Here is a 21,846-nt window from a genome sequence, read left to right as displayed (position 1 = left end):
CTGAACCCGCGGAGCACCGGACCTGCGGGGCCCGCTGATCCTGCGGAGCGGGCGGCTACTGGAGTCCCGGATGCCGCCGGCTCAGACCTCGACGGTCGGCGTGCCCACCACGACGGGCGCACGGCGCCGCCGGCCGCTGCGTCGCTGCGCCCACACCGCGAGCCGCGAGAGCAGCACGTTCAGCGTCACGTACACCGCCGCGCCCACGGTGAGCAGGGGCAGCAGGTACGAGGCGTTCGTGAGGGCGTCGGCCACCCGGCTGATCGACCGCAGCAGCTCCGCGTAGGAGACGATGTAGCCCAGCGAGGAGTCCTTGACGAGCACCACGCCCTGCGCGATGAGGGAGGGCAGCATCATCCGCACCGCCTGCGGCAGCTGCACGTCGCGGTAGGTGAGCGCGGGCCCCATGCCGAGGGACTCCGCGGCCTCCGTCTGCCCTCGGGGAAGGGCGGCGATGCCGGCGCGCAGGATCTCGGCGAAGACCGCCGCGTTGTACATGACCAGACCGAATACGACCGCCATGAGCGGCGTCGAGCCGGGGATCACGAGGATCGCGAAGAACATCATGAGCACCACGGGCAGCCCGCGGCACACCTCGATGACGCCGATCGCGAGCCAGCGCACCGGGAGCAGGTGCGAGGTGCGCAGGGACACGAGCACCACGGCGAGCACGGCGGCGAGCGGGAGGGCGATGGCCGCGGCGAGCAGGGTAGCTCCGAGGCCGCGGAACACCGCCTGCCACACGTGCTTCGTCTCGTAGCCGGCGAAGTTCATCGGCACGTCCCACAGCACGCGCCAGCGGTCGTCGAACACGCCGTTCGCGGCGAGACGGGAGACGGCGACCGCGGCCGCGGCGAGGACCACCACGGTGAGCACCACCGAGATGATGCGGCTGCGTCGGCGCTCGGCGGGGCCGGCGACGTCGTACAGGACGGGTCCGCTGCTCATCGGGCGAACGCCACCTTCCGTTCGATGCCCGCGGCGAGACGCCCCAGGGGAATGCAGATGATCAGGTAGCACAGGGCGACGCCCGCGAGGATGCCCAGCACGTCACCGGAGTGGACGTTGGTCAGGCGCCGGGACATGGCGAACAGCTCGAGCACGCTGAAGGCGCCCGCGACGGAGGTGTTCTTCACGAGCGCGATGAGCACGTTGATGAGCGGCGGGATCGCGGTGCGGAAGGCCTGCGGGAGCACGACGATCGCGAGGTTCTGACCGAAGGACATGCCGAGCGAGCGGGCCGCCTCCGCCTGGCCGACCCCGACCGAGTTGATGCCCGAGCGCACCGCCTCCGCGACGAAGGCGGAGGTGTAGGAGCTCAGCGCGATGATCGCCGCGGCCTTGTACTCGAGCGTGAAGCCCATCGACGGGGTCACGAAGACGTAGAAGAAGAAGACGATCGTCAGCGGGGTGTTGCGCAGGAACTCCGTGTAGAGCGTCGCGACGGTGCGCAGGGGCAGGTAGGGGGAGACGCGGAGACCCGCGACGACCGTGCCGACGACGAGCGCGATCGCACCGGAGACGGCGGCGAGCATCAGCGTGGTGCTGAACGCCTGCCACAGCAGGTCGTGCTCGAGCAGGAGGCTGCGCATGCGGGGGCTCCTCGGGGCGGGAAGGGGCGCCGGTCAGGTCACGAGGACCGGGCCGGCGCCCGGGACGATGGCGGTGAGGTCGGGGTGACGCGGGCGGGCGCCGGCGCCGGGCGGGCGCGCGGGGCCGCCCGGGCGGCTTCAGTAGCGGTCGATCTCCGGCGGGTCCGGGGTGGGCAGCACCGCGCCGGCGGTCTCCTCCCAGGCCTTGGCCCAGCTGCCGTCGTCGTAGGCGGCCTGGAGGGTGTCGTTGACGAAGGTGCGGAAGTCGTCGTCGCCCTTCTTCAGGCCGATGCCGTAGGGCTCCTCGGTGAAGGTGGCGCCGTCACCCACGAGCTTGAGCTCCTCCTTGTTCGCGGCGACGAAGCCCGCGAGGATCACGTTGTCCGTGGTGACGGCGTCGACCTGGCCGTTGGTGAGCGCCGTGACGCAGTTGGAGTAGGTGTCGAAGGTCGAGAGCTCCGCCTCGGGGTGGTTGTCGGTCATGTACTGCGCGGGGGTGGAGCCCTCCACGGAGGCGACCTTCTTGCCCTCGAGGGTGTCCTCGCCGGTGATGTCCTCGTTGTCCTTCGTGACCATGAGCGCCTGGCCGGCCACGTAGTAGGGGCCCGCGAAGTCCACGACCTCCTTGCGGGTGTCGTTGATCGTGTAGGTCGCGACGACGAGGTCGACCTTGCCGTTCTCGATGAAGGGCTCGCGGTTCGCGGAGACCGTCTCGACCCATTCGATGGACTTCTTCTCGATGCCGAGGGCGGCGGCGATCAGCGTGCCGATCTCGACGTCGAAGCCGGCGGGGGTGCCGTCCGGCCCGGCCTGCCCGAACAGCGGCTGGTCGAACTTGGTGCCGATGGTGATCTTGCCGGCGTCGGCGAGCTTCTTCATGGTCGAGCCGTCGGCGAAGGTGGCGTCCTCGGCGACCGCGGGCTCGTCGGAGGAGGATCCGCCGCAGGCGGCGAGGGCGATCGCGGCGGCGAGTCCGGCGCCGCCGGTGAGGAGGAGTCGTCGGCTGGTGGTCATGGCATGCTCCTTGGCGGTCGGGAGGGGGGTCATCAGTGCTGCAGGATCTTCGCGAGGAAGTCCTGGGCGCGCTCGGTGCGGGGGTGGGCGAAGAAGTCCTCCGGCGGGGCGACCTCGAGGATCCGCCCGGCGTCCATGAAGACGACGCGATCTGCGGTGCGGCGGGCGAAGCCCATCTCGTGGGTCACGACGATCATGGTCATGCCGTCCTTCGCGAGCCCCGTCATGACCTCGATGACCTCGTTGATCATCTCGGGGTCCAGGGCGGAGGTGGGCTCGTCGAAGAGCATGACCTTGGGAGCCATGGCGAGGGATCGGGCGATCGCGACGCGCTGCTGCTGGCCGCCGGAGAGCTGGGCGGGGAGCTTCCGGGCCTGGTCGGCGACGCCGACCCGCTCGAGCAGCTCCATGGCGCGGGCCTCCGCCTCCTTGCGCGGCACCTTCTTCACCTTGATCGGGGCGACGGTGACGTTCTCGAGCACCGTCTTGTGGGCGAAGAGGTTGAAGGACTGGAACACCATGCCGACCTCGGAGCGCAGGCGCGCGAGTCCGGGGCCGGAGGTGGGCAGCGGCTCGCCGTCGATGCGGATCTCGCCCTCGTCGATCGTCTCGAGCCGGTTGATGGTGCGGCACAGCGTCGACTTGCCCGAGCCGGAGGGGCCGAGCACCACGACCACCTCGCCGGCGGCGACGCTCAGGTCGACGTCCTTCAGCACGTGGAGGTCGCCGAAGTGCTTCTGGACGCCCTCCACCGCGACGAGGGGGCGTGCGCCCGGGCTCCCGGCAGGCGGGAGCGCGGATGTGGTCTGGGTCATGTGCTGCACCGTAGACCGCTCCGCGGTGGGCCGCCGGGCGGACCGGGGACTGTCACCCCATCGTGACCTGCGCCGGCCGGCTGCGCGGGCGTGATCTCCCTCCGAACCCGCCCGTCGGGGCGCCGTCGACCCGCGCCGGGCGCCCCGCCCGCCGTACCCTGGGACCACCATGAGCACGCAGCAGATCGACCCGGCGCCGCGCGGCACCTATCAGGTGCGCACCTTCGGCTGCCAGATGAACGTCCACGACTCCGAGCGCCTGACCGGCCTCCTCGAGGAGGCCGGCTACGCGGCCGCGCCCGCCGATGCCGACGCCAAGCGCGGGGAGGTCGACGTCGTCGTCTTCAACACCTGCGCGGTGCGCGAGAACGCGGACAACAAGCTCTACGGCAACCTCGGCGCGCTGCGCCCCGCGAAGCGCGCCAACCCCCGCATGCGGATCGCCGTGGGCGGCTGCCTCGCCCAGAAGGACCGCTCGAGCATCGTGGACCGCGCCCCCTGGGTGGACGTCGTCTTCGGCACCCACAACATCGGCTCCCTGCCCACGCTCCTGGACCGGGCCGCGCACCGCCGCGAGGCGCAGGTGGAGATCCTCGAGTCCCTCGACGTCTTCCCCTCGACCCTGCCCACGCGCCGCGAGTCCTCCTACGCCGCCTGGGTCTCGATCTCCGTGGGCTGCAACAACACCTGCACCTTCTGCATCGTCCCCTCGCTGCGCGGCACCGAGAAGGACCGCCGGCCCGGGGACGTGCTCGCCGAGGTGCGCGACGTCGTCGAGGCGGGTGCCGTCGAGGTGACCCTCCTGGGGCAGAACGTGAACTCCTACGGCGTCGAGTTCGGGGACCGGGGCGCCTTCGCGAAGCTCCTGCGCGCGTGCGGGGACGTCGAGGGCCTCGAGCGGGTCCGCTTCACCTCGCCCCATCCCGCGATGTTCACCGACGACGTCATCGACGCGATGGCGGAGACCCCCAACGTCATGCCGCAGCTGCACATGCCGCTGCAGTCCGGCTCCGACGACGTCCTGCGCCGCATGCGCCGCTCCTACCGGAGCCGGAGATTCCTCGGGATCCTCGAGCGGGTCCGGCACCGCATCCCGGAGGCCGCCATCACGACGGACATCATCGTCGGCTTCCCCGGGGAGACGGAGGAGGACTTCGCGCGCACCCTCGAGGTCGTCGAGGAGAGCCGCTTCGCGAGCGCCTTCACCTTCCAATACTCGATCCGCCCCGGGACGCCCGCCGCGACCATGGAGGACCAGGTCCCCAAGGAGGTCGTCCAGGAGCGCTACGAGCGTCTCGTCGCCCTCCAGGACCGCATCACCTTCGAGGAGAACCGCACCCGCGAGGGCAAGGTCGTCGAGGTGCTCGTCGCCGAGGGCGAGGGGGACCGCGACGCGGAGACCCATCGCCTCTCCGGCCGCTCCCGCGACCATCGGCTCGTGCACCTCGCGCTGCCGTCGGACCTCCCCGAGGCGCAGCGCCCGCGCCCCGGGGACATGGTCACGACGACGATCACCCGTGCGGCGCCCTTCTACCTGCTCGCGGACTCCGCCCTCGAGGCCCCGCTCGCGCAGCTGACCCCGGAGCAGTTCTCGGTGCGCCGCACCCGCTCGGGGGACCTCTGGGAGCAGGGCGCCCTGGGGCTCGACGCGACCTGCGGCACGGGCCACGGCGGCGGGGGAGCGGGCGGGCCGGTCACCCTGGGCATGCCCTCCCTGCGCCGCGGCTGACGCCACCCCGGACGTGAGGACGGCCGGCACCCCGCGGGGTGCCGGCCGTCGTCATGCGTGGTGAGGGATCAGCCGTCGAGGTCGTCGAGCTCGGCGCCGAGGCGGTCCTCGAGGCTGTGGAAGAAGGCGATGACGGTGCTCAGCCCGCAGGTGAGCGCGCTGTCGACCTGGGCGTCGAGGGCGCCCGCGCGGAAGTCCGCGGCGAGCTCGCCGTAGACGCCGAGCAGGCCCTCGGACTCACGCCGCACGTAGACCTTGGGCCACACGCGGTTCATGTTCCACTCGTTGCAGAGCTTGATCATCTGCACCTTGCGGGACATGTCCACGCTGTGGTTCCAGCGCCCGCGGGTCTGCAGGACGCCGTGGTCCTCGCCGCTGAGCATGAACTGGAAGCGGTAGTCGTCGAAGCGCGCCCGGAGGATCTCGGGATGCGCCTCGTCCTCCACATAGGCGTAGCCGTGGCGGGTCAGCGCCTGCTGCACCCGCTGCAGGGACATCGGCGTCAGGCCCTCGGCCGAGTCCGCCAGCAGGCGGTCCTCGTTCGCGGTAGTCACGTGCACCTCGGTGGTCTCGCTCGGGAACGGTGGAGCCCCGGTGCCGGGGCGGGCCTCACCCTACCCCGTCCCCTGCAAGAAGGCCCGACCGCCCGACGTGATCCCGCTGACCCCTCGACGAGCTCGCCCTCGGACCCGGCGGATAGGGTGCTCGCCATGGAGAACGCCCCGCTGATCGCGATCGTCGGCGCGACCGCGACGGGCAAGTCCGACCTCGCGATCGCGCTCGCCCGGCACCTGGACGCCGAGGTCGTCAACGCGGACGCCCTGCAGCTGTACCGCGGCATGGACATCGGCACCGCGAAGGTCCCCCCGGCGGAGCGGCTCGGTGTGCCCCATCACCAGTTCGACGTGCTCGACGTGACGGAGGAGGCGAGCGTCTCCGCGTACCAGGCCGCCGCCCGGGCGGACCTCGCGGCGATCCGTGACCGGGGGCGGGTGCCGATCCTCGTGGGCGGCTCCGGACTCTACGTGCGCGCCGTCCTCGACGACCTCGAGTTCCCGCCCACCGATCCGGAGGTCCGCGCCCGCTGGGAGCGCCGCGCGGAGGAGATCGGCGCCCCGGCCCTCCACGAGGAGCTCGCCCGACGGGACCCCGGGGCGGCGAGCAGCATCGGTCCCGGGGACGTGCGGAGGATCGTGCGGGCCCTCGAGGTGGGCGAGCTCACCGGACGTCCCTTCGCCGCCTTCCTCCCACGGCCCCTGCACCGGGACCCCTCGACGGTGCAGATCGGGCTGCGGCAGGATCGCGGCGCGCTGCACGAGCGGATCGCGCGGAGGGTGGACGGCATGCTCGCGGCGGGGCTGCTCGAGGAGGTCGCCGCGCTGCGCGAGCTCGGCCTGGACCGCGGGGTCACGGCGCGGCGCGCGATCGGCTACGAGCAGGGGCTCGCCGTGCTCGACGGGACGATGACGACCGAGCAGGCGCGGGAGTCCACGGTGGTCGGCACGCGGCGGCTCGTGCGCAAGCAGGACACCTGGTTCCACCGCGACGCACGGGTGCGCTGGATCGACGGTGCCGATCCGGCGGCAGGACGAGCGCTGGATCACGTGCTCGAGGACGCCCTCGCCGCGCTGGCCTAGGCTCGGACCATGAGCACTCCTGCGCCGCACGGACGGTCCACCCCCGCGGGTCCGCGCCTCCCCGAGGGGCTCCGCTTCTCCAAGGGCCACGGCACCCGCAACGACTTCGTGCTGCTGGACGACCCCGACGGCGCGATCGACCTGGACGCGGCCGCGGTCGCGGCCCTCGCGGACCGGCGCTCCGGGGTGGGCGGCGACGGCGTGATCCGCGCGGTGCGCACGCGCGCCGCCGGGATCGACGCGCCCGCGGACGCCCCCGAGTGGTTCATGGACTACCGCAACGCCGACGGCTCGATCGCCGAGATGTGCGGCAACGGTGTGCGCGTGGTCGCGGCCTTCCTGCGCCGCGAGGGGCACGTGCGCGAGGACCGCTTCCCGCTCTGGACCCGCGCGGGCGTGCGCACCGTCGAGGTGCTCGCCGACCCGACGCCGGAGGAGCCCGCCTGGCGCGTGCGCGTCGGCATGGGCGAGGCGGGGATCTCCCGGACGGGCCGCACTGTCCACGTCGCGGGCCACGACCTCGAGGTCACCGACGTCGACATGGGCAATCCGCATGCCGTCGCGTTCCTCCCCGAGGGCGTCGCCCTCGAGGACCTCGACCTCACGCACCGGCCGGGGCTCTCCCCGGAGCCGGAGCACGGCGCGAACATCGAGCTCGTGGTCACGCGCGGTGAGCGGCACGTGGCGATGCGCGTCCACGAGCGCGGGGTGGGGGAGACCGAGTCCTGCGGGACGGGCGTCGCCGCCACGGCGGTCGCGGCCGCCCTGCGCGCGGGGGACGACTCCCGCCTGCCGTGGCGGGTCGACGTGCCCGGCGGCACCCTCGAGGTGGGCTGGACCGATCAGGGCGAGGTCACGCTCGCCGGCGCCGCCGAGATCGTCGCCGACGGCACCCTGCGCCTCTGAGCCGCGCGGGTCCGGGGCGACCGGTTCCCTCGGGCCGTCTCAGCGGGCGGGCCCCACCTCGAGGACCCGGAAGCCCTTGGCGCTCGCGACCTTGGCGACCTCGCGGCCCGGCAGCTGCTCGCCGAGCCACCGGGCCAGCGGGTCCGCACCGAGGTTCTTCCCCACCACCATCGCCGCGGTGCCCTCGGGGGTGAGGCGGCCGATCCACGTCAGCAGCAGCGCGTGGAGGGCCTCCTTGCCGATCCGGATCGGCGGGTTCGACCAGATCGCGTCGAGGGTGAGGCCGTCAGGGACCTCCTCGGGCGCGATGACGCGCACGTTCCCCAGCCCGAGGCTCGCCGCGTTCTCCGCCGTGAGGTCGCGGGCGCGCTTCGAGACGTCGACCGCCCACACCTCGGCGTCCGGGTGCAGCAGCGCCGCCGTGAGCGTGATCGGGCCCCAGCCGCAGCCGAGGTCCAGCAGCCGGGCGCCGGGCGGCACGGGGGTGATCTCGTCGAGCCGCGCGAGCATCACCGCCGTGGCCTTGTCCAGGCCGTGCCCGCTGAACACGGAGGAGCTCGAGACCAGGTGCCGCTCCTCGCCGGCGAGGCTCACCCGCAGCGGGAAGCGGGTGTCCTCGGTCGAGGGGGAGGGGGAGAAGTAGTGCTCGTCCACCCCGGCAGGATACGGAGGCCCGCGCCGGCGTGCGGCGAGCTCGGCGCCGGGGCGGGTGCGCCGTGGGCAAAATCCCTCGACCCCGGCGCGGGGGCGTGGGATTCTGGGACGACCCGGTGCCGCCGGGCCCCTGTCGTCCCCCATGAGGAGATCCCTGAACGTGCCCATCGCCTTCCATCCCGATTCCGAGCCCGACACCGACGTCGTGCCGAGCAGCGCCCCGGGAGCAGAAGCCGCCGAGAGCACGATCCCGGGCTCCCGCACCCGTGACCCGCTGACCGAGCGCATCCTCGCCCGCGGCGACGCCTCCGTCTCGTCGGTCACCTACGACTCCTCGACCGACGGGGACCAGCTCGACCTCGCGGACCGCCATGCCCTGCGCCGCGTCGCCGGGCTGCGCACGGACATCGAGGACGTCACCGAGGTCGAGTACCGCCAGCTGCGCCTCGAGCGCGTGGTCCTCGCGGGCCTCTACACCTCCGGCGACGTGGCGGAGGCGGAGAACAGCCTGCGCGAGCTCGCCGCGCTCGCCGAGACGGCGGGCTCCGAGGTGCTCGAGGGCGTCATGCAGCGCCGTGCCCATCCCGATCCCGCGACCTTCCTGGGCCGCGGCAAGGCCGCCGAGCTCGCCGAGGTCGTCACCGAGGTCGGCGCGGACACGGTCATCGCCGACGGCGAGCTGGCCCCCAGCCAGCGCCGCGCCCTCGAGGACATCGTCAAGGTGAAGGTCGTGGACCGCACCGCGCTGATCCTCGACATCTTCGCCCAGCACGCCAAGTCCCGCGAGGGCAAGGCGCAGGTGGAGCTCGCGCAGCTCGAGTACCTGCTGCCGCGACTGCGCGGCTGGGGCGACTCCATGTCGCGTCAGGCCGGTGGGCGCGTCGCCGCGGGCGGCGCGGGCATGGGGTCCCGCGGCCCCGGCGAGACGAAGATCGAGCTGGACCGCCGTCGCATCCGCGACCGGATGTCCAAGCTGCGCCGCGAGATCAAGGCCATGGCCCCGGGGCGCGAGGCGCAGCGCGCGGACCGCCACCGCAACCTCGTCCCCTCGGTCGCGATCGCCGGCTACACCAACGCCGGGAAGTCCTCCCTGCTCAACCGCCTCACCGGGGCGGGCGTGCTCGTCGAGAACGCGCTGTTCGCGACGCTGGACCCGACGGTCCGGCGCACCCGGACGCCGGACGGCCGCGAGTACACCTATGCGGACACGGTGGGCTTCGTGCGGCACCTGCCCACGCAGCTCATCGAGGCCTTCCGCTCGACGCTCGAGGAGGTCGGCGATGCGGACCTCCTGCTCCACGTCGTCGACGCGTCCCACCCGGACCCGGAGGGCCAGATCCGCGCCGTGCGCACCGTGCTCGGCGAGATCGAGGGCTTCGACGTGCCCGAGATCGTCGTGCTCAACAAGGCCGACATCGCCGCCCCGGAGACCCTCGCCCGGATCCGCTCCCAGGTGGGGCTCTCCGCGGTGGTCTCCGCCCGCACGGGCGCCGGCATCGAGGAGCTGCGCGATCTCATCGCGGAGCACCTGCCCCGTCCCGCCGTCGAGGTGGACCTCGTGGTGCCCTACTCGCGGGGGGACCTGATCTCGCGGGCGCACGACACGGGGGAGGTGCTGGGTGAGGAGCATCTCGCCGAGGGCACCCACCTGCACGCCCGTGTCGACGAGGCGCTCGCCGCGGAGCTGCGCGGCGCGGCCTGAGCCGGAGCGCGGGGGTGCGCGGATACCCTGATCCGATGACCGCAGCCCCCGCCTCCGAGGCCTCCGTCGCCTCCCTGTCCACCCTGATGGAGGCGGCCGTCGGGGCCATCGGCGGCAGTCCCCGCGAGGGGCAGTCCGCGATGGCGGAGGCCGTCGACACGGCCATGCGGGGACAGCGCCATCTGCTCGTCCAGGCGGGCACCGGCACCGGCAAGTCCCTCGCCTATCTGGTCCCCGCCCTGCGGCACGCCGTGACCTCGGGGCGCCCGGTCGTCGTCTCCACGGCGACGATCGCTCTGCAGACCCAGCTCATCCGCAAGGACCTCCCGCGGATCGTCGACGCGCTCGCCCCGCACCTCCCGCGCACACCCACCTTCGCCCTGCTCAAGGGGCGCGGGAACTACCTGTGCCGGCACAAGATGGACGGCGGCTACCCCGTCGAGGATCCCGGCTCCCTCTTCTCCGAGGCCGCGGTGGACCCCGCCTCCGGCGCGAGCGAACGGCTCGGGGACCAGGTCCGGCGACTGCGCGCCTGGGCGGAGGAGACGGAGACGGGTGACCGCGACAGCCTCGAGGACCCGGTCTCCGACCGCGCCTGGCGTCAGGTCTCCGTGCTCGGCAACCAGTGCCTCGGCCAGACCTGCCCGATGGTCGGGTCCTGCTTCGCCGAGCGCAGCCGCGAGATCGCGAAGGAGGTCGACGTCATCGTCACGAACCATGCGCTGCTCGCGATCGACGCCTTCGACGGCCACGGGATCATCCCCGAGCACGACGTGGTCGTCTTCGACGAGGCCCACGACCTCACCTCCCGCGTCACCGGCGCCGTCACCGAGGTGCTCGTCCCCGGCATGGTGCGGGGGACCGTGCGCGACCTCCGGGGCCTGGGCATGGCCGCGACCGCGCTCGACGACGCCGGCGACGAGCTGCGCGAGGCCCTCGCGCTCGTCCCCGACGGGCGGGTGATCGGGGACCTCCCGGAGCGCCTCGCCGATGCGATCGAGCAGCTTCGCGTCCAGGCCCGCACCGCCCACACCGACGCCAAGGACGCGGGGGACGAGGGCGTGGTCGGCACGGCCGGCGCGCGCAAGGCGGTGCGCTCGAGCCTGCAGGAGATCATCGACGTCTGCGAGCGTCTCCTGGACCCGGCGGAGGACGACGTCGTCTCCGTCTCCCACTCGCCCGTCACCGGGCGCTCGAGCGTGCAGGTCGCGCCGCTGAGCGTCGCGCTCGCGATGCGCGGGGCGATCCTCGAGCACCGCACGGCCGTGCTCGCCTCCGCGACCCTCGCCCTGGGCGGCCGCTTCGAGCCGCCCGCAGGGGAGGTGGGGCTCGCGCGCGCGGCCCGCACCGGGGTGGACGAGGTCCCCTCCCGGGAGGACCACGGCGCCTGGGCGGGCCTCGACGTGGGAAGCCCGTTCGCCTACCGCCGCCAGGGCATCCTCTACACGGCCGCGCATCTGCCGCGGCCGGGCCGCGAGGGGCCGAGCCTCGAGATGCTCGACCATCTGACCGAGCTCGTGGAGGCCTCCCACGGCGGTGCGCTGTGCCTGTTCTCCTCCCGCCGGGGCGCGGAGCTCGCCGCGGAGCACGTGCGCGCCCGGCTCGACCTCCCCATCGGCGTGCAGGGGGAGGACTCGATGGGGAACCTCGTGCGGGACTTCCGGGAGGACCCGGACACGAGCCTCTTCGGCACCCTCACCCTGTGGCAGGGCGTGGACGTCCCCGGTCAGGCCTGCCGCCTGGTGACGATCGACCGCATCCCGTTCCCGCGCCCGGACGATCCGCTGACGGCTGCGCGCCAGGAGCGCGTGGACCAGCGGGGGAGCAGCGGCTTCATGGCGGTCTCCGTGCAGCATGCGGCGCTGCTCATGGCGCAGGGCGCCGGCCGGCTGATCCGCACGCAGGAGGACCGCGGCATGGTCGCCGTGCTCGACCCGCGGCTGGCGACGGCCCGCTACGGGCAGGTGCTGAGGGCGGCGATGCCTCCGCTGTGGCCCACCCAGGACCCGCGCGTCGCGGTCGACGCGCTGAGGCGGCTCAGCGCGTCCTGAGCCTCGCGGTACGACGGCCCCGTGGCGTGACGGACGCTTGAGCCCAGCGGGTACTGAACCGGAGGGGCCTGAGCTGGCTGGGACTCGGCCGGCGGTAGCCCGGGCGGTGGGGTCTGGGCCGACGGTACCCGAGCCGGTGGGGTCTGGGCCCAGCGCCACCTCAGACCGCGCGGAGGACGGCGACGACCTTGCCGAGGATCTCGGCGGCGTCGCCGAGGATCGGCGTGAAGGCCGGGTTGTGCGGCATGAGCCAGATGTGGCCGTCCCGCTGGGCGAACGTCTTGACGGTCGCCTCGCCGTCGATCATCGCGGCGACGATCTCGCCTTTCTCCGCCGTGGGCTGCGAGCGGACCACGACCCAGTCGCCGTCGCAGATCGCCGCGTCGATCATCGACTCGCCGACCACCTGCAGCAGGAAGAGGTCGCCGTCGCCGACGAGCCGCTCGGGCAGCGTGAAGACGTCCTCGACCTGCTCATGCGCGGTGATGGGGACGCCTGCGGCGATCCGTCCCACGAGCGGCACGGGCACGGAGGGGCCGGCCATGACCTCGGCGGGATCGGCCTCCTGCTCGGGGGCACCGTCCTCCCCGGGCATGACGACCTCCATCGCGCGGGGGCTGCGGGGGTCGCGACGCAGGAATCCCTTGCGCTCGAGCACCTGGAGCTGGTGGGAGACCGAGGAGGACGAGGTGAGTCCCACGGCGTCGCCGATCTCCCGGATGGTGGGCGGGTAGCCGCGCGAGCGCAGCGACGCGGTGATGGTCTCCAGCACGAGCCGCTGGCGACGGGAGAGCGCGGCCGTGGCCTCGGACGGCGACTCCTCGCGCAGGCGGCGGAGCGGCTCGGGTCGGGACGGGATGCTCGGCGACATCGGGCGGTCCTCCTGGCTTCGTCTGTCTGACCCTCGCGGTTCGGTGGTCGTGTCACCCAGGGTAGGTCGGCCGGGAGCGAACTCCAAACATGTGTTCGAGTTTTCTCTTGCGTGTCGTGACGGTCTGCCCTAGAGTCGCACACAGATTCGATCGAACAGGAGTTCGTAAGATGCACACTCGTCAGGCCACCGTCACCGCTCTTCCCCTGCGTGGCACCTCTTCTGTCGCCCGTCCCGCTCGTGCAGGTGTTCGACTGAAGGTCACCCGTCGGGGCCGCATGCTCGTCACCGCGATCGCCTTCTTCCTCGGGCTGGCCGTCGCCGCCCTCGCCCTGCTCGTCCTCGACGTCCCCTCCGCCCTCGCGGGTGACGGGGCCGACGGCGAGCGGACGGTCACCGTGGCCGCCGGCGACGACCTCTGGTCCTACGCCGATCTCTACGCCCCCGAGGGCATGAGCGACGCCGACTTCGTCACCGAGGTCCGCGCGCTCAACGAGCTCCCCACCCCGCGCCTCACGCAGGGTCAGGAGATCGTGCTGCCCGCCGCGGATCCCGCCGGGCGCTGATCCCCCGGGCCAGGTACCCTGGCCCGATGCACTGCCCGTACTGCCGTCATCCCGATTCGAGGGTCGTCGACTCGCGCACGTCCGACGACGGCGGCACGATCCGGCGCCGGCGCCAGTGCCCCCAGTGCTCCCGCCGCTTCTCCACCACGGAGACGGCCTCGCTCTCCGTGCTCAAGCGATCCGGGGTGAGCGAGCCCTTCAGCCGGGCGAAGGTCATCTCCGGCGTGCGCAAGGCCTGCCAGGGTCGTCCCGTCTCCGACGATCAGCTCGCCGTCCTCGCGCAGCGCGTCGAGGAGGACATCCGTGGATCGGGCCAGGCGGAGATCGACGCTCACGGCGTCGGGCTCGCGATCCTGCAGCCGCTCCAGGAGCTGGACCTCGTGGCCTACCTCCGCTTCGCGAGCGTGTACCAGGGGTTCGAGTCCCTCGACGACTTCGAGGCGGCGATCCGTCGGCTTCGCGACGAAGGTCCGGCCTCGTCCTGAGACTCGTCCACCATGTGGTGGATTGTGGTCAGGAGACTCCCAGGGTGTGCGTAAGATAGCCCCCGTGCGCTCGCGCGGCGCACATCTGATCGGCGGTCGTGGAGGGGAAGCCACGGCCGCCGATCTCTGTCCGCGGGCCTGCCCCGAGCGGCGCTCGTCGACGGCCCTCGAGGCGCCGGGACGCCGGGCGCCGAGGGCCCACCGGGCGGGGGGCTCAGGCGCCGACGCCCTCCGGCAGGTCCCGGGCGTGCACCACGCCCAGATGGGTCGTGGGCCGGGTCATCGCGACATAGAGGTCTCCGGCGCCGTGCTGCTCCACGAGCTCCGCCGGCTCCACGACGACCACCGCATCGAACTCGAGGCCCTTCGCGTCCTGCGCGCTCATCACCGCGATCTCGTCGTCGACACCGGAGGAGCCGAGTCCGATCCGTCCCTGTCCGGACACCGCGCCCTGCTCCTGGAGCGCGCGGGCCACCTCGCCGATCCGCTCCGGAGCCGTGATCACCGCGGTCCGGCCGGTCCGGCCGTCGCGCCAGGACAGGACCGCGCGGGCGGCGCCCGCGGCGAGCTCGTCCGGTCCCACCCTGAGGATCTCGGGGTCGCTCTCGCCCTCGCGCACCGAGCTCACCGTCGTGACCGGCAGGTCGTGGGCGGCCGCCATGGCGAGGGCCCGCTCCATGATCCGGGCCGGCGTGCGGTAGTTGACCGTGAGGCTCTCGACCTGGAGGCGGTCCTGGACATACGGGGAGAGCGCGGCGGACCAGGAGGAGGTCCCGCCCGCGGAGGAGGTCTGCGCGACGTCGCCCACGACGGTGAACGACTTCGTCGGGCAGCGGCGCATGAGGGCGCGCCAGCTCATGGGGGAGTGCTCCTGCGCCTCGTCGACCACGACGTGGCCGTAGGTCCACGAGCGCTCGGAGGAGGCGCGCTCGGCGAGGGAGCGCCCGTCGCGGACCCGCGTGACCTGGTCGGCGAGGTCCTCGGCGCGGACGATCCCCGAGCTGTCCACGTTCTCGAGCACGCGCCGGGCGTATTCGACGTCCGCCGCACGCCGGGAGGCGGCCTCCTGGGCACGGGCCTCGTCGGGCGCGGAGTCCTCCCCGAGGAGCTCGGCGACCTCGTCGAGCAGCGGCACGTCCTCGACCGTCCAGGGCTCGTCCTTGCCGCGCACGAGCAGATGCACGTGATCGGCGAGGGAGCGCGGGGCGGCCTCCCGGAGGCGATCGGGCCGCGAGAGCAGGATCCGCAGGAAGCCCTGCGGCGAGTAGGGGAGCCAGGCGAGGTTCAGCGCCCGGCGCACGTCGGGATCGCTCCGCAGATCGGCGAGGAGGTCGCCGCGGTCCTCGGGGACGACGGTGCGGCCCTCGGCGGCGAGCGCCTTCTCGTAGCGGGTGACGAGCCGGTTCAGCGCGGCGCGCACGAAGACCGCGCGCGCGGCGTTGTGGGGCTTGTGGCCCGAGCGTGCCTCGCGCCGGGCGCCGCGCACGTCGTCCCGGCTGAGCACGAGCTCGGTCCCGTCGATGCGAAGGCGCACGTCCTCCGCGGGGATGCGCTGGCGCTGCTTGACCGCACGGGAGAGCAGCTCGGCCATGTCGGCGTGCCCCTTGACCCGCGCCACGGGGTCCGGATCGTGCAGCGTCGTCTCGACGCCCGGGTACAGGGTCCCGGGCGTGGTCATCACGACGCCGGACTCGCCGAGGCTCGGCAGCACGCGCTCGATGTAGCGCAGGAACCCCTGGGTGGGGGCCATGATCAGCACGCCCGTGTGCTCGAGGCGGCGTCGGTGGGTGTAGAGCAGGTAGGCGGCGCGGTGGAGCGCCACGGCGGTCTTGCCGGTGCCCGGCCCGCCCTGGACCACGAGCACGCCGCGGTTCTCGGAGCGGATGATGCGGTCCTGCTCGGCCTGGATGGTCGCGACGATGTCGCCCATGCGGCCGGTGCGGCGCTCGGAGACCGCGGCGAGCAGGGCGCCCTCGCCCTGCAGGACCACGTCGTCCCCCTCGGCGAGCACCGTCGGGTCCAGGACGTCGTCCTCCAGGCCGGTGATCGTGCGGCCGCGGCTGATGAGGTGGCGCCGCAGGCGCACCCCCTGCCGGTCGGCGCTGGTGGCCTGGTAGAAGGGGGCCGCGGCGGGGGCGCGCCAGTCCACGAGCATCTGCTCGCGCTCCGCGGTGAACAGGCCGATGCGGCCGATGTACCGCCGGGCGTCCTCCTCGGTGTCGAGCCGCCCGAAGACCACGCCGTGGGACACCGAGCGCAGCAGTGCGAGACGGTCCTCGTACAGCGCCATGAAGGAGTCCCGCTCGGAGCGGTTCTGATGGGTGGAGGCGTGCTGGGACGCCTGGATGCTCTCGAGGTTGCCCTCGACCTGGATGATGAGCTCGTCGAGCCGTGCGTAGAGTCGATCGGCGTGCGTCTGCTCACGCGCGATCTCGCGACGGATCTGCTCCTCGGCGTCGTCCACGGACCTGCTCCCCCTGACGTTTCCACTCCTGCCGGCCGCCGACCGAGGACATCGGGCCGGCGAAGCGCGGTGGTCCATTATGGTGGACGCGCCTGGGTGCGCGCGCCACCCGTCGGCCCGGGAGGAGGGGACAGATGCGTGATCCTCGGGATCTGTATTCGTTCGAGGCCTCGGAGCTGCTCGAGGCGGTGCCCCGTGAGGGCCTCACGCTCGTCCATGCGCTGCCGGGCATGGTCGACGCCGGGAACGCCTGCCGCATCGCGGCGACCTATCTCCGCGACGAGCTGCGCCACGTCCGGCTCGTGAGCTTCGACGTCGACGAGCTGCTGGACTATCGCGGCTCCCGACCGCAGGCGGTCTTCGACGGGGTCTCCTTCCAGCGGGTCGAGATCCCCGAGCTCACGCTCTCGCTCATGTACGACGATTCGGACCAGCCGTTCCTGCTCCTGGACGGTCCGGAGCCCGATCTCCAGTGGAAGCGGCTCGCCCAGGCGATCGTGGACCTCGTGGAGTTCTTCGGCGTGCGCCGGGTGGTGGGGATGCAGGCCGTCCCCATGGCCGTTCCGCACACCCGCCCGATCGGGCTGTTCGCCCATGCGAACGATCCCGAGCTGCTCGGCGGGCAGGAGCGTCGCCCGCCCGAGGGGTCCCTGCGGCCCGAGGAGGGCACGGAGATCGTGATTCCGGCCGGCTTCGGTGCGCTCCTCGAGGTCGAGCTGGGCCGCGCGGGTCATCCGGCGATGGGCTACGCGGCCCAGGTGCCGCACTACCTGGCCCGCACGGACTTCCCCGCGGGGGCGCTCGCGCTGCTGCGCCGGGTCTCCGGAGGAGCCGGGCTGGACCTGCCGCTCGTGGCGCTGGGGGATCTCACGGACGCCGCCGGCGCGGCGCTCGAGAGCACCCTGGAGCGCAACGCCGAGGTGGGGCAGGTCGTCAGCGCCCTGGAGGAGCAGTACGACGCGGACCGTGACGAGGAGGGGTCGCCGCTCGCGACGACGGTCGACATGCCGACCGCGGACGAGATCGGCGACCACTTCGAGCGCTTCCTCGCGGATCGTGACGGCGACGGACGGGACACCCCGCCGTCGCTGTGATCGCCCCGGCCCTTCGAGCTCGGGACCGCATGTGAACGGCGCCACCTCCGTGCCAGAATGGTCGCTCCGCAGCAACGGCGTCGCACGGGCGACCGCCGCAGGACGCACACGAGGAGACGGACAGGTATGGCACAGGGCTCGGTCAAGTGGTTCAACGCCGAGAAGGGCTACGGGTTCATCGAGATCGACGGCGGCGGCGCCGACGTCTTCGTGCATCACAGCCAGATCGACATGGACGGCTACCGCTCGCTGGACGAGGGCCAGCGTGTCGAGTTCGAGGTCGCCCAGGGCGACAAGGGCCCGCAGGCCGAGCAGGTCCGTCCTCTCTGAACCCGCGCGTCCCCGGACGCCCGCGTGGGCCGGCACGGAGCATCGCTCCGGGCCGGCCCTCGTCATGTCCCGGACCGGCCCCCGCCGAGGCCGGTGCTCGGGGCGCTGCGCTCGGCGATCATTGCTCGAGGACGCGGCCGGAGCGGCGCAGGGCGGTGACCTGCTCGGGTCGCGCGAGGCGCACCGAGACGGCATCGGAGCGGAGCGCGCGGTCCAGGCCGTCGGGGAGCGGGTGCGCGCTCGCGAGGAGCACCGCGTTCCCCCGGCGCTTCCCGCTGAGGTGGGCGGGCTCGGCGATGACGCCCACGTGCTCGAACACGGTGGAGAGCGTCGCGACCTCGTCCGCCAGGAGCCCGGTCCCGGGGGCGGCCGCGCAGTTCGCGAGATAGAGCCCGCCCTCGCGGAGCACGCGGTCGGCGTGCTCGGCCGCCCCGCGGGAGACGAGGGAGTCCGGGGTGCGGTCGCCGGCGAAGACGTCGCGCACGAGCACGTCGAAGCGGTCCTCGCGCCAGTCCGCGAGCGCGACGGCCGCGTCATCGACCCGGATGCGCAGCTGCGGGGAGCGGGGGAGGTCGAACCAGGTGCGCACGTGCTCGGCGAGCAGTGCGTCGAGCTCCACGACGATCTGGCGGGACCGTGGGCGCAGGGCCGCGATCGCCCGGGGAAGGGAGCAGCCCCCGCCCCCGAGGTGCGCGAGCTGCGGGGCGTCGTCGCCCGAGGTGTCGAGATGGAGGTCGATCGCGAGGAGCATCCACCGCATGTACTCGAAGACGAGGTGTCGGGGGTCGGGATGCAGATGCGAGGAGGGCACCCCGTTGACCTCGAGGAGCACGGAGCCGTCGCTCTCCTGCTCGAGCCGCACGACGCCGGTGGAGACGGGGACGACCTCGCCGAGGGGGCCGAGATGGGGGAAGGGACTCGAGCCGGCGGAGGAGGCGCCGGAGCGGCGTCGGGCACGTGGGGGCATCACCCCACTCTAGGAGGCGGCGACCGGATCGTTCCTCCCCATCGTCCCGTCGTCCCCATGCCGACGGCAGGAGGCTCGTCCGTCGCACCCCCTTCGTAGCGTGGGGGACATCCCGGGAGCGCCCCGGGGGAACGACGGCAGGAGGAGCGGATGACCGGCAGCACCACGACCCCGCGGGGCGGCGCACGGCGCGGCCCCCTCCACCGCTTCGACGAGGACCAGGCGGATCTCGAGCGTGCGCGCCAGCTGCTCAGCGCGGCGCGGGAGCGCGAGGTCACGGATCCTCGGGGAGCCTTCGAGCTCGTCCACCGCGCCGCGCTGCGCGGCGCCGGGATCCTCGTGGCCCGCGCGAACCGCGAGCGCCGCCGCAAGCTGCCGCTGAACGTGTGGGCGGCGCTCGAGCGGATGGGGCCCGCCGAGCGCGACCGCGCGCTCTCGCTGGTGCCCCTCGTCGCGGAGAGGATGCGGCTGGACCGCGACCCGCGGGCGATGCCGGAGCCCGAGCTCCTGTCGAGGCATCTCCAGGACACCGCCGTGCATCTCGAGGTGGTGGGGGAGATCCTCCTCGAGGATCTCCCGGGCTCCCTCACGGCGCTCGCCGGTTGAGTGGTCCTGCGCGCTACAGTGCGCGGGCGGGATCGAGCACACGAGTCAGGAGCAGTGATGAGCGCGCAGCACGGCGAGGTCACGCCCGGCCGTGCCCACGAGCCCGAACGGCCCGAGCGGTCCGAGTCGCCCGAGCCCCTCGAGCAGCCCGGCATCCTCCACCTCGACATGGACGCCTTCTTCGCCTCGGTCGAGGTGCGCGACGCCCCGGAGCTGGCCGGGCTGCCGGTGGTCGTGGGCGGGGACGGGCGTCGCGGCGTGGTCGCGGCGGCGAGCTATCCGGCGCGCGAGCGGGGGATCCGCTCCGCGATGCCGATGGCGACCGCCCGGCGCCTGGCGCCGGACCTCGTGATCGTGCCGCCGCGGATCGGCGTGTACCGCGAGATCTCCGCCCAGGTGATGGGCATCCTCGGCGACGTCGTCGCGGACGTCGAGCAGATCAGCGTCGACGAGGCCTTCCTCGACGTCCGCCCGGCGCGGCGTCTCTTCGGGCCGCCGGAGCGGATCGGCGCCCTGCTGCGGGAGCGGATCCGCTCGGAGCTCGGCCTGCCCAGCTCCGTGGGCGGCTCCGTCTCCCGCGCCGTCGCGAAGATCGCCTCCGCGCGGGCGAAGCCGGACGGCATGCTGATCGTCCCCGCGGCCCGGACGGCGGAGTTCCTCGCCCCGCTGCCGGTCTCCGTCATCTCGGGGGTCGGTCCGCGGGCCGTGCAGGGGCTCGAGCGCCTCGGCGTCCGCACGATCGGTCAGCTACGGGAGCTGCCGCCCGCGGCGCTCTCGCGGGTGCTCGGCCCGCAGGCCCCGCACGTCGCCCGGCTCGCGGACGGCACCGACCGCACCGGTCTGGGGCGCCGGGTGCGCGACAGGTCGCTCGGCACCGAGCGCACCTGGGACGAGGATCTCGTGGACCCCGTCGACATCCGACGCCGGATCACCGTCATGGCGGACGAGGTCGCCCGCCAGCTCCGCGCCGGCGGCTTCGTCGCCCGCACGGTGACGCTCAAGCTCCGCGGGCCGGACGGCACGACCCTCACCCGCTCCTCCACCCTCGCCCAGCCCACCTCGAGCGGCGAGCGGCTGAGGGAGCACGTCGTCGCCCTGTGGGAGCGGGAGCGGGCCGGCATGCCGAGGGTCCGGCTGGCCGGTGTGCGCGCCTCCCATCTGGAGCCCGCCGGGACCGCCGGGAGGCAGGCCGAGCTCGTCGGCCGCACGACGGGATGGACGGATCTGGAGGCCGCGATGGATCGGGCGCGGGACCGCTTCGGCAGCGGCTCGCTCTCCCGAGGATCGACGCTGCCCGGTGCGGCGCCGGCGCCCACGCCCCCGCCGCCTGGGCCCGATGAGAGCCCGAACGCCCTCGAGTTCCCATAAGGCGCATGCCCGTCCTAGAATGGGACGACCGCCGACGGAGGCGCACGGGACCGGCCATCCGGCCGGGACGAGGACGTTCTCCGGGACGACGGGGACGCCCCAGGGCGTGACAGGACGGGGACGAAGGAGCGGGACCATGCCGCTGTCGGAGCACGAGCAGAAGATGCTCGAGGAGATGGAGCGCCAGCTCTTCGCCGATGACCCGCGCCTCGCGCGGGCCTTCTCATCGGGACGCGCTCGGCGCCGGAGCGGCCGGCGGATCGCCGTCGGCCTGGCCGGTGTGGTCGTGGGCCTCGTGGTCCTGGTCCTCGCGGTGGCCCTTCCCGCCGTCTGGCTCGGGGTCCTCGCCTTCCTGATCATGCTCGCCGGAGCGGTGTACGCGGTGACGACCCCCGCGCGCCGCGGCGGGGACGAGTCCGGCGACGGCGCGACCCCGGCCTCGCCTCCCTCCCCGGGGGACCGCAACGGCCGCTTCATGAACCGCATGGAGCAGCGCTGGGAGAAGCGCTCCGGGGACGACCCCCGCCGCTGAGCCCCACCCGCGCCGGTCCTCCCGGGACGGCGCCCCACGCGGCCACGTCCGGCCGTCGCCGGCCCACGCCGGGCGATGACCCGTCCGGCCTCCTGACCCACCGCTGACACGCCCCGGCTCCCCGGAGCCGGGGCGTCGTCATGCCCGGCGCCGATCAGGCTCCTCCCAGGTCCCCACTTCGCTCCACCGGAGCCCTCCACCTCCCTCCACTCGCCGCCCTTGGACCGGGCGCGTGCCGATGACCTGCGCCAACGCAGCGGCGAGCGTGGGGGAGTGCTGCCGGGAGCGGCGCCCCGACCGTCCGTGCGGCGCGCGCGGCGCGATTTCCCTCCACTTCACACCCCAGCCTGTGACCTGCAGTGACAGGCTGAATCGGCAGCGAAAAGCGCCGTTCGCTGGCGGAGGGTGGGGGGTAGTGGGGTAAAGTGGAGGGCGTAGGGAGGAGAACGGTTCGGCTCACGAG

21 protein-coding genes are annotated in these 21,846 nt (G+C 73.4%); 12 read left to right on the top strand and 9 right to left on the bottom strand.

Going from position 1 to position 21,846, the window contains the following annotated elements:
• Positions 1–81: 81 nt before the first annotated feature.
• From C1N80_RS13505 to C1N80_RS13490, 4 genes are all read right to left on the bottom strand, one after another.
• Positions 82–948 (bottom strand): amino acid ABC transporter permease, encoded by an 867-nt coding sequence (locus C1N80_RS13505; RefSeq protein WP_137771247.1) that lies wholly within the window; start codon positions 946–948, stop codon positions 82–84.
• Positions 945–1,592 carry an amino acid ABC transporter permease gene (locus C1N80_RS13500; protein WP_137771246.1) on the bottom strand — a complete coding sequence of 216 codons (648 nt, stop codon included), beginning with the start codon at positions 1,590–1,592 and terminating at the stop codon, positions 945–947. Before C1N80_RS13500 ends, C1N80_RS13505 begins: the two co-directional genes overlap by 4 nt.
• Before the next feature lie 138 nt (positions 1,593–1,730).
• Positions 1,731–2,606: a glutamate ABC transporter substrate-binding protein gene (locus C1N80_RS13495; RefSeq protein ID WP_137771245.1), complete on the bottom strand. Its 876-nt coding sequence runs from the start codon at positions 2,604–2,606 to the stop codon at positions 1,731–1,733.
• A 32-nt stretch (positions 2,607–2,638) separates the two neighbouring features.
• On the bottom strand, positions 2,639–3,421 hold the full coding sequence (locus C1N80_RS13490; RefSeq protein WP_137771244.1) for an amino acid ABC transporter ATP-binding protein: 783 nt from the start codon (positions 3,419–3,421) through the stop codon (positions 2,639–2,641).
• A gap of 169 nt (positions 3,422–3,590) precedes the next feature.
• On the opposite strand from C1N80_RS13490, the gene miaB reads away from it, so the two are divergent.
• Positions 3,591–5,150, top strand: coding sequence for a tRNA (N6-isopentenyl adenosine(37)-C2)-methylthiotransferase MiaB (gene miaB, locus C1N80_RS13485; protein ID WP_137771243.1), 1,560 nt, complete (start codon positions 3,591–3,593; stop codon positions 5,148–5,150).
• Positions 5,151–5,218: 68 nt separating this feature from the next.
• Here the strand turns inward: miaB and C1N80_RS13480 are convergent, their stop codons facing one another.
• The gene (locus C1N80_RS13480) at positions 5,219–5,704 is read right to left on the bottom strand and encodes a YbjN domain-containing protein (RefSeq protein WP_240811143.1); all 486 of its coding nucleotides are present in this window, start codon (positions 5,702–5,704) and stop codon (positions 5,219–5,221) included.
• Positions 5,705–5,860: 156 nt separating this feature from the next.
• On the opposite strand from C1N80_RS13480, the gene miaA reads away from it, so the two are divergent.
• Together miaA and dapF are read left to right on the top strand one after the other, a co-directional pair.
• The gene (gene miaA, locus C1N80_RS13475; RefSeq protein ID WP_137771242.1) at positions 5,861–6,787 is read left to right on the top strand and encodes a tRNA (adenosine(37)-N6)-dimethylallyltransferase MiaA; all 927 of its coding nucleotides are present in this window, start codon (positions 5,861–5,863) and stop codon (positions 6,785–6,787) included.
• A gap of 9 nt (positions 6,788–6,796) precedes the next feature.
• Entirely contained in the window at positions 6,797–7,693 is an 897-nt protein-coding gene (gene dapF, locus C1N80_RS13470; protein ID WP_137771241.1) for a diaminopimelate epimerase, read from the top strand.
• Positions 7,694–7,732: 39 nt separating this feature from the next.
• On the opposite strand, the gene C1N80_RS13465 is transcribed toward dapF, so the two are convergent.
• A complete protein-coding gene (locus tag C1N80_RS13465) occupies positions 7,733–8,347 on the bottom strand; it encodes a class I SAM-dependent methyltransferase (protein WP_137771240.1) in 615 nt (204 codons plus the stop codon).
• Positions 8,348–8,507: 160 nt separating this feature from the next.
• On the opposite strand from C1N80_RS13465, the gene hflX reads away from it, so the two are divergent.
• Together hflX and C1N80_RS13455 are read left to right on the top strand one after the other, a co-directional pair.
• Positions 8,508–10,049: a GTPase HflX gene (gene hflX / locus C1N80_RS13460; protein WP_137771239.1), complete on the top strand. Its 1,542-nt coding sequence runs from the start codon at positions 8,508–8,510 to the stop codon at positions 10,047–10,049.
• Between the two features lie 35 nt (positions 10,050–10,084).
• Positions 10,085–12,100 (top strand): ATP-dependent DNA helicase, encoded by a 2,016-nt coding sequence (locus tag C1N80_RS13455; RefSeq protein WP_137771238.1) that lies wholly within the window; start codon positions 10,085–10,087, stop codon positions 12,098–12,100.
• A 160-nt stretch (positions 12,101–12,260) separates the two neighbouring features.
• Here the strand turns inward: C1N80_RS13455 and lexA are convergent, their stop codons facing one another.
• Positions 12,261–12,971: a transcriptional repressor LexA gene (gene lexA, locus C1N80_RS13450; RefSeq protein WP_137771237.1), complete on the bottom strand. Its 711-nt coding sequence runs from the start codon at positions 12,969–12,971 to the stop codon at positions 12,261–12,263.
• Positions 12,972–13,249: 278 nt separating this feature from the next.
• Between lexA and C1N80_RS13445 the strand changes: the two genes are divergently transcribed.
• Both C1N80_RS13445 and nrdR read left to right on the top strand, forming a co-directional pair.
• Positions 13,250–13,537 carry a peptidoglycan-binding protein LysM gene (locus tag C1N80_RS13445; RefSeq protein WP_240811142.1) on the top strand — a complete coding sequence of 96 codons (288 nt, stop codon included), beginning with the start codon at positions 13,250–13,252 and terminating at the stop codon, positions 13,535–13,537.
• A gap of 26 nt (positions 13,538–13,563) precedes the next feature.
• Positions 13,564–14,022 (top strand): transcriptional regulator NrdR, encoded by a 459-nt coding sequence (gene nrdR / locus C1N80_RS13440; RefSeq protein ID WP_137771235.1) that lies wholly within the window; start codon positions 13,564–13,566, stop codon positions 14,020–14,022.
• A 214-nt stretch (positions 14,023–14,236) separates the two neighbouring features.
• Here nrdR and C1N80_RS13435 read toward each other — a convergent pair whose 3' ends face one another.
• Positions 14,237–16,486: an AAA family ATPase gene (locus C1N80_RS13435; protein WP_137771234.1), complete on the bottom strand. Its 2,250-nt coding sequence runs from the start codon at positions 16,484–16,486 to the stop codon at positions 14,237–14,239.
• A 134-nt stretch (positions 16,487–16,620) separates the two neighbouring features.
• Here C1N80_RS13435 and C1N80_RS13430 point away from each other — a divergent pair, with 134 nt between their 5' ends.
• Together C1N80_RS13430 and C1N80_RS13425 are read left to right on the top strand one after the other, a co-directional pair.
• Positions 16,621–17,580 carry a proteasome assembly chaperone family protein gene (locus C1N80_RS13430; RefSeq protein ID WP_137771233.1) on the top strand — a complete coding sequence of 320 codons (960 nt, stop codon included), beginning with the start codon at positions 16,621–16,623 and terminating at the stop codon, positions 17,578–17,580.
• Positions 17,581–17,706: 126 nt separating this feature from the next.
• A complete protein-coding gene (locus C1N80_RS13425) occupies positions 17,707–17,910 on the top strand; it encodes a cold-shock protein (RefSeq protein ID WP_137771232.1) in 204 nt (67 codons plus the stop codon).
• Positions 17,911–18,028: 118 nt separating this feature from the next.
• On the opposite strand, the gene C1N80_RS13420 is transcribed toward C1N80_RS13425, so the two are convergent.
• The gene (locus tag C1N80_RS13420) at positions 18,029–18,877 is read right to left on the bottom strand and encodes a spermidine synthase (RefSeq protein ID WP_137771231.1); all 849 of its coding nucleotides are present in this window, start codon (positions 18,875–18,877) and stop codon (positions 18,029–18,031) included.
• Between the two features lie 150 nt (positions 18,878–19,027).
• Between C1N80_RS13420 and C1N80_RS13415 the strand changes: the two genes are divergently transcribed.
• From C1N80_RS13415 to C1N80_RS13405, 3 genes are all read left to right on the top strand, one after another.
• A complete protein-coding gene (locus tag C1N80_RS13415) occupies positions 19,028–19,483 on the top strand; it encodes an SAV_6107 family HEPN domain-containing protein (protein WP_137771230.1) in 456 nt (151 codons plus the stop codon).
• 57 nt (positions 19,484–19,540) lie between these two features.
• Positions 19,541–20,851: a DNA polymerase IV gene (gene dinB, locus C1N80_RS13410; protein WP_137771229.1), complete on the top strand. Its 1,311-nt coding sequence runs from the start codon at positions 19,541–19,543 to the stop codon at positions 20,849–20,851.
• A gap of 136 nt (positions 20,852–20,987) precedes the next feature.
• Positions 20,988–21,383 (top strand): DUF3040 domain-containing protein, encoded by a 396-nt coding sequence (locus tag C1N80_RS13405; RefSeq protein ID WP_137771228.1) that lies wholly within the window; start codon positions 20,988–20,990, stop codon positions 21,381–21,383.
• The last annotated feature ends 463 nt before the right edge of the window (positions 21,384–21,846 follow it).

This window comes from Brachybacterium sp. SGAir0954 (assembly GCF_005490785.1).
Classification (GTDB): domain Bacteria; phylum Actinomycetota; class Actinomycetes; order Actinomycetales; family Dermabacteraceae; genus Brachybacterium; species Brachybacterium rhamnosum.
Note: the sequence above shows the minus strand (reverse complement) of the source record. Positions and strands in the feature narration are given on the sequence as shown.

What these genes read in the sequence shown, in the direction of transcription:
- C1N80_RS13495 (WP_137771245.1), bottom strand. Translation starts at nt 2,606, where the DNA reads ATGACCACCAGCCGACGACTCCTCCTCACCGGCGGCGCCGGACTCGCC.
- C1N80_RS13455 (WP_137771238.1), top strand. Translation starts at nt 10,085, where the DNA reads ATGACCGCAGCCCCCGCCTCCGAGGCCTCCGTCGCCTCCCTGTCCACC.
- lexA (WP_137771237.1), bottom strand. Translation starts at nt 12,971, where the DNA reads ATGTCGCCGAGCATCCCGTCCCGACCCGAGCCGCTCCGCCGCCTGCGC.
- C1N80_RS13415 (WP_137771230.1), top strand. Translation starts at nt 19,028, where the DNA reads ATGACCGGCAGCACCACGACCCCGCGGGGCGGCGCACGGCGCGGCCCC.
- nrdR (WP_137771235.1), top strand. Translation starts at nt 13,564, where the DNA reads ATGCACTGCCCGTACTGCCGTCATCCCGATTCGAGGGTCGTCGACTCG.
- dinB (WP_137771229.1), top strand. Translation starts at nt 19,541, where the DNA reads ATGAGCGCGCAGCACGGCGAGGTCACGCCCGGCCGTGCCCACGAGCCC.
- C1N80_RS13505 (WP_137771247.1), bottom strand. Translation starts at nt 948, where the DNA reads ATGAGCAGCGGACCCGTCCTGTACGACGTCGCCGGCCCCGCCGAGCGC.
- C1N80_RS13490 (WP_137771244.1), bottom strand. Translation starts at nt 3,421, where the DNA reads ATGACCCAGACCACATCCGCGCTCCCGCCTGCCGGGAGCCCGGGCGCA.
- C1N80_RS13500 (WP_137771246.1), bottom strand. Translation starts at nt 1,592, where the DNA reads ATGCGCAGCCTCCTGCTCGAGCACGACCTGCTGTGGCAGGCGTTCAGC.
- C1N80_RS13405 (WP_137771228.1), top strand. Translation starts at nt 20,988, where the DNA reads ATGCCGCTGTCGGAGCACGAGCAGAAGATGCTCGAGGAGATGGAGCGC.
- C1N80_RS13420 (WP_137771231.1), bottom strand. Translation starts at nt 18,877, where the DNA reads ATGCCCCCACGTGCCCGACGCCGCTCCGGCGCCTCCTCCGCCGGCTCG.
- C1N80_RS13430 (WP_137771233.1), top strand. Translation starts at nt 16,621, where the DNA reads ATGCGTGATCCTCGGGATCTGTATTCGTTCGAGGCCTCGGAGCTGCTC.
- miaB (WP_137771243.1), top strand. Translation starts at nt 3,591, where the DNA reads ATGAGCACGCAGCAGATCGACCCGGCGCCGCGCGGCACCTATCAGGTG.
- miaA (WP_137771242.1), top strand. Translation starts at nt 5,861, where the DNA reads ATGGAGAACGCCCCGCTGATCGCGATCGTCGGCGCGACCGCGACGGGC.
- C1N80_RS13425 (WP_137771232.1), top strand. Translation starts at nt 17,707, where the DNA reads ATGGCACAGGGCTCGGTCAAGTGGTTCAACGCCGAGAAGGGCTACGGG.
- C1N80_RS13445 (WP_240811142.1), top strand. Translation starts at nt 13,250, where the DNA reads ATGCTCGTCACCGCGATCGCCTTCTTCCTCGGGCTGGCCGTCGCCGCC.
- dapF (WP_137771241.1), top strand. Translation starts at nt 6,797, where the DNA reads ATGAGCACTCCTGCGCCGCACGGACGGTCCACCCCCGCGGGTCCGCGC.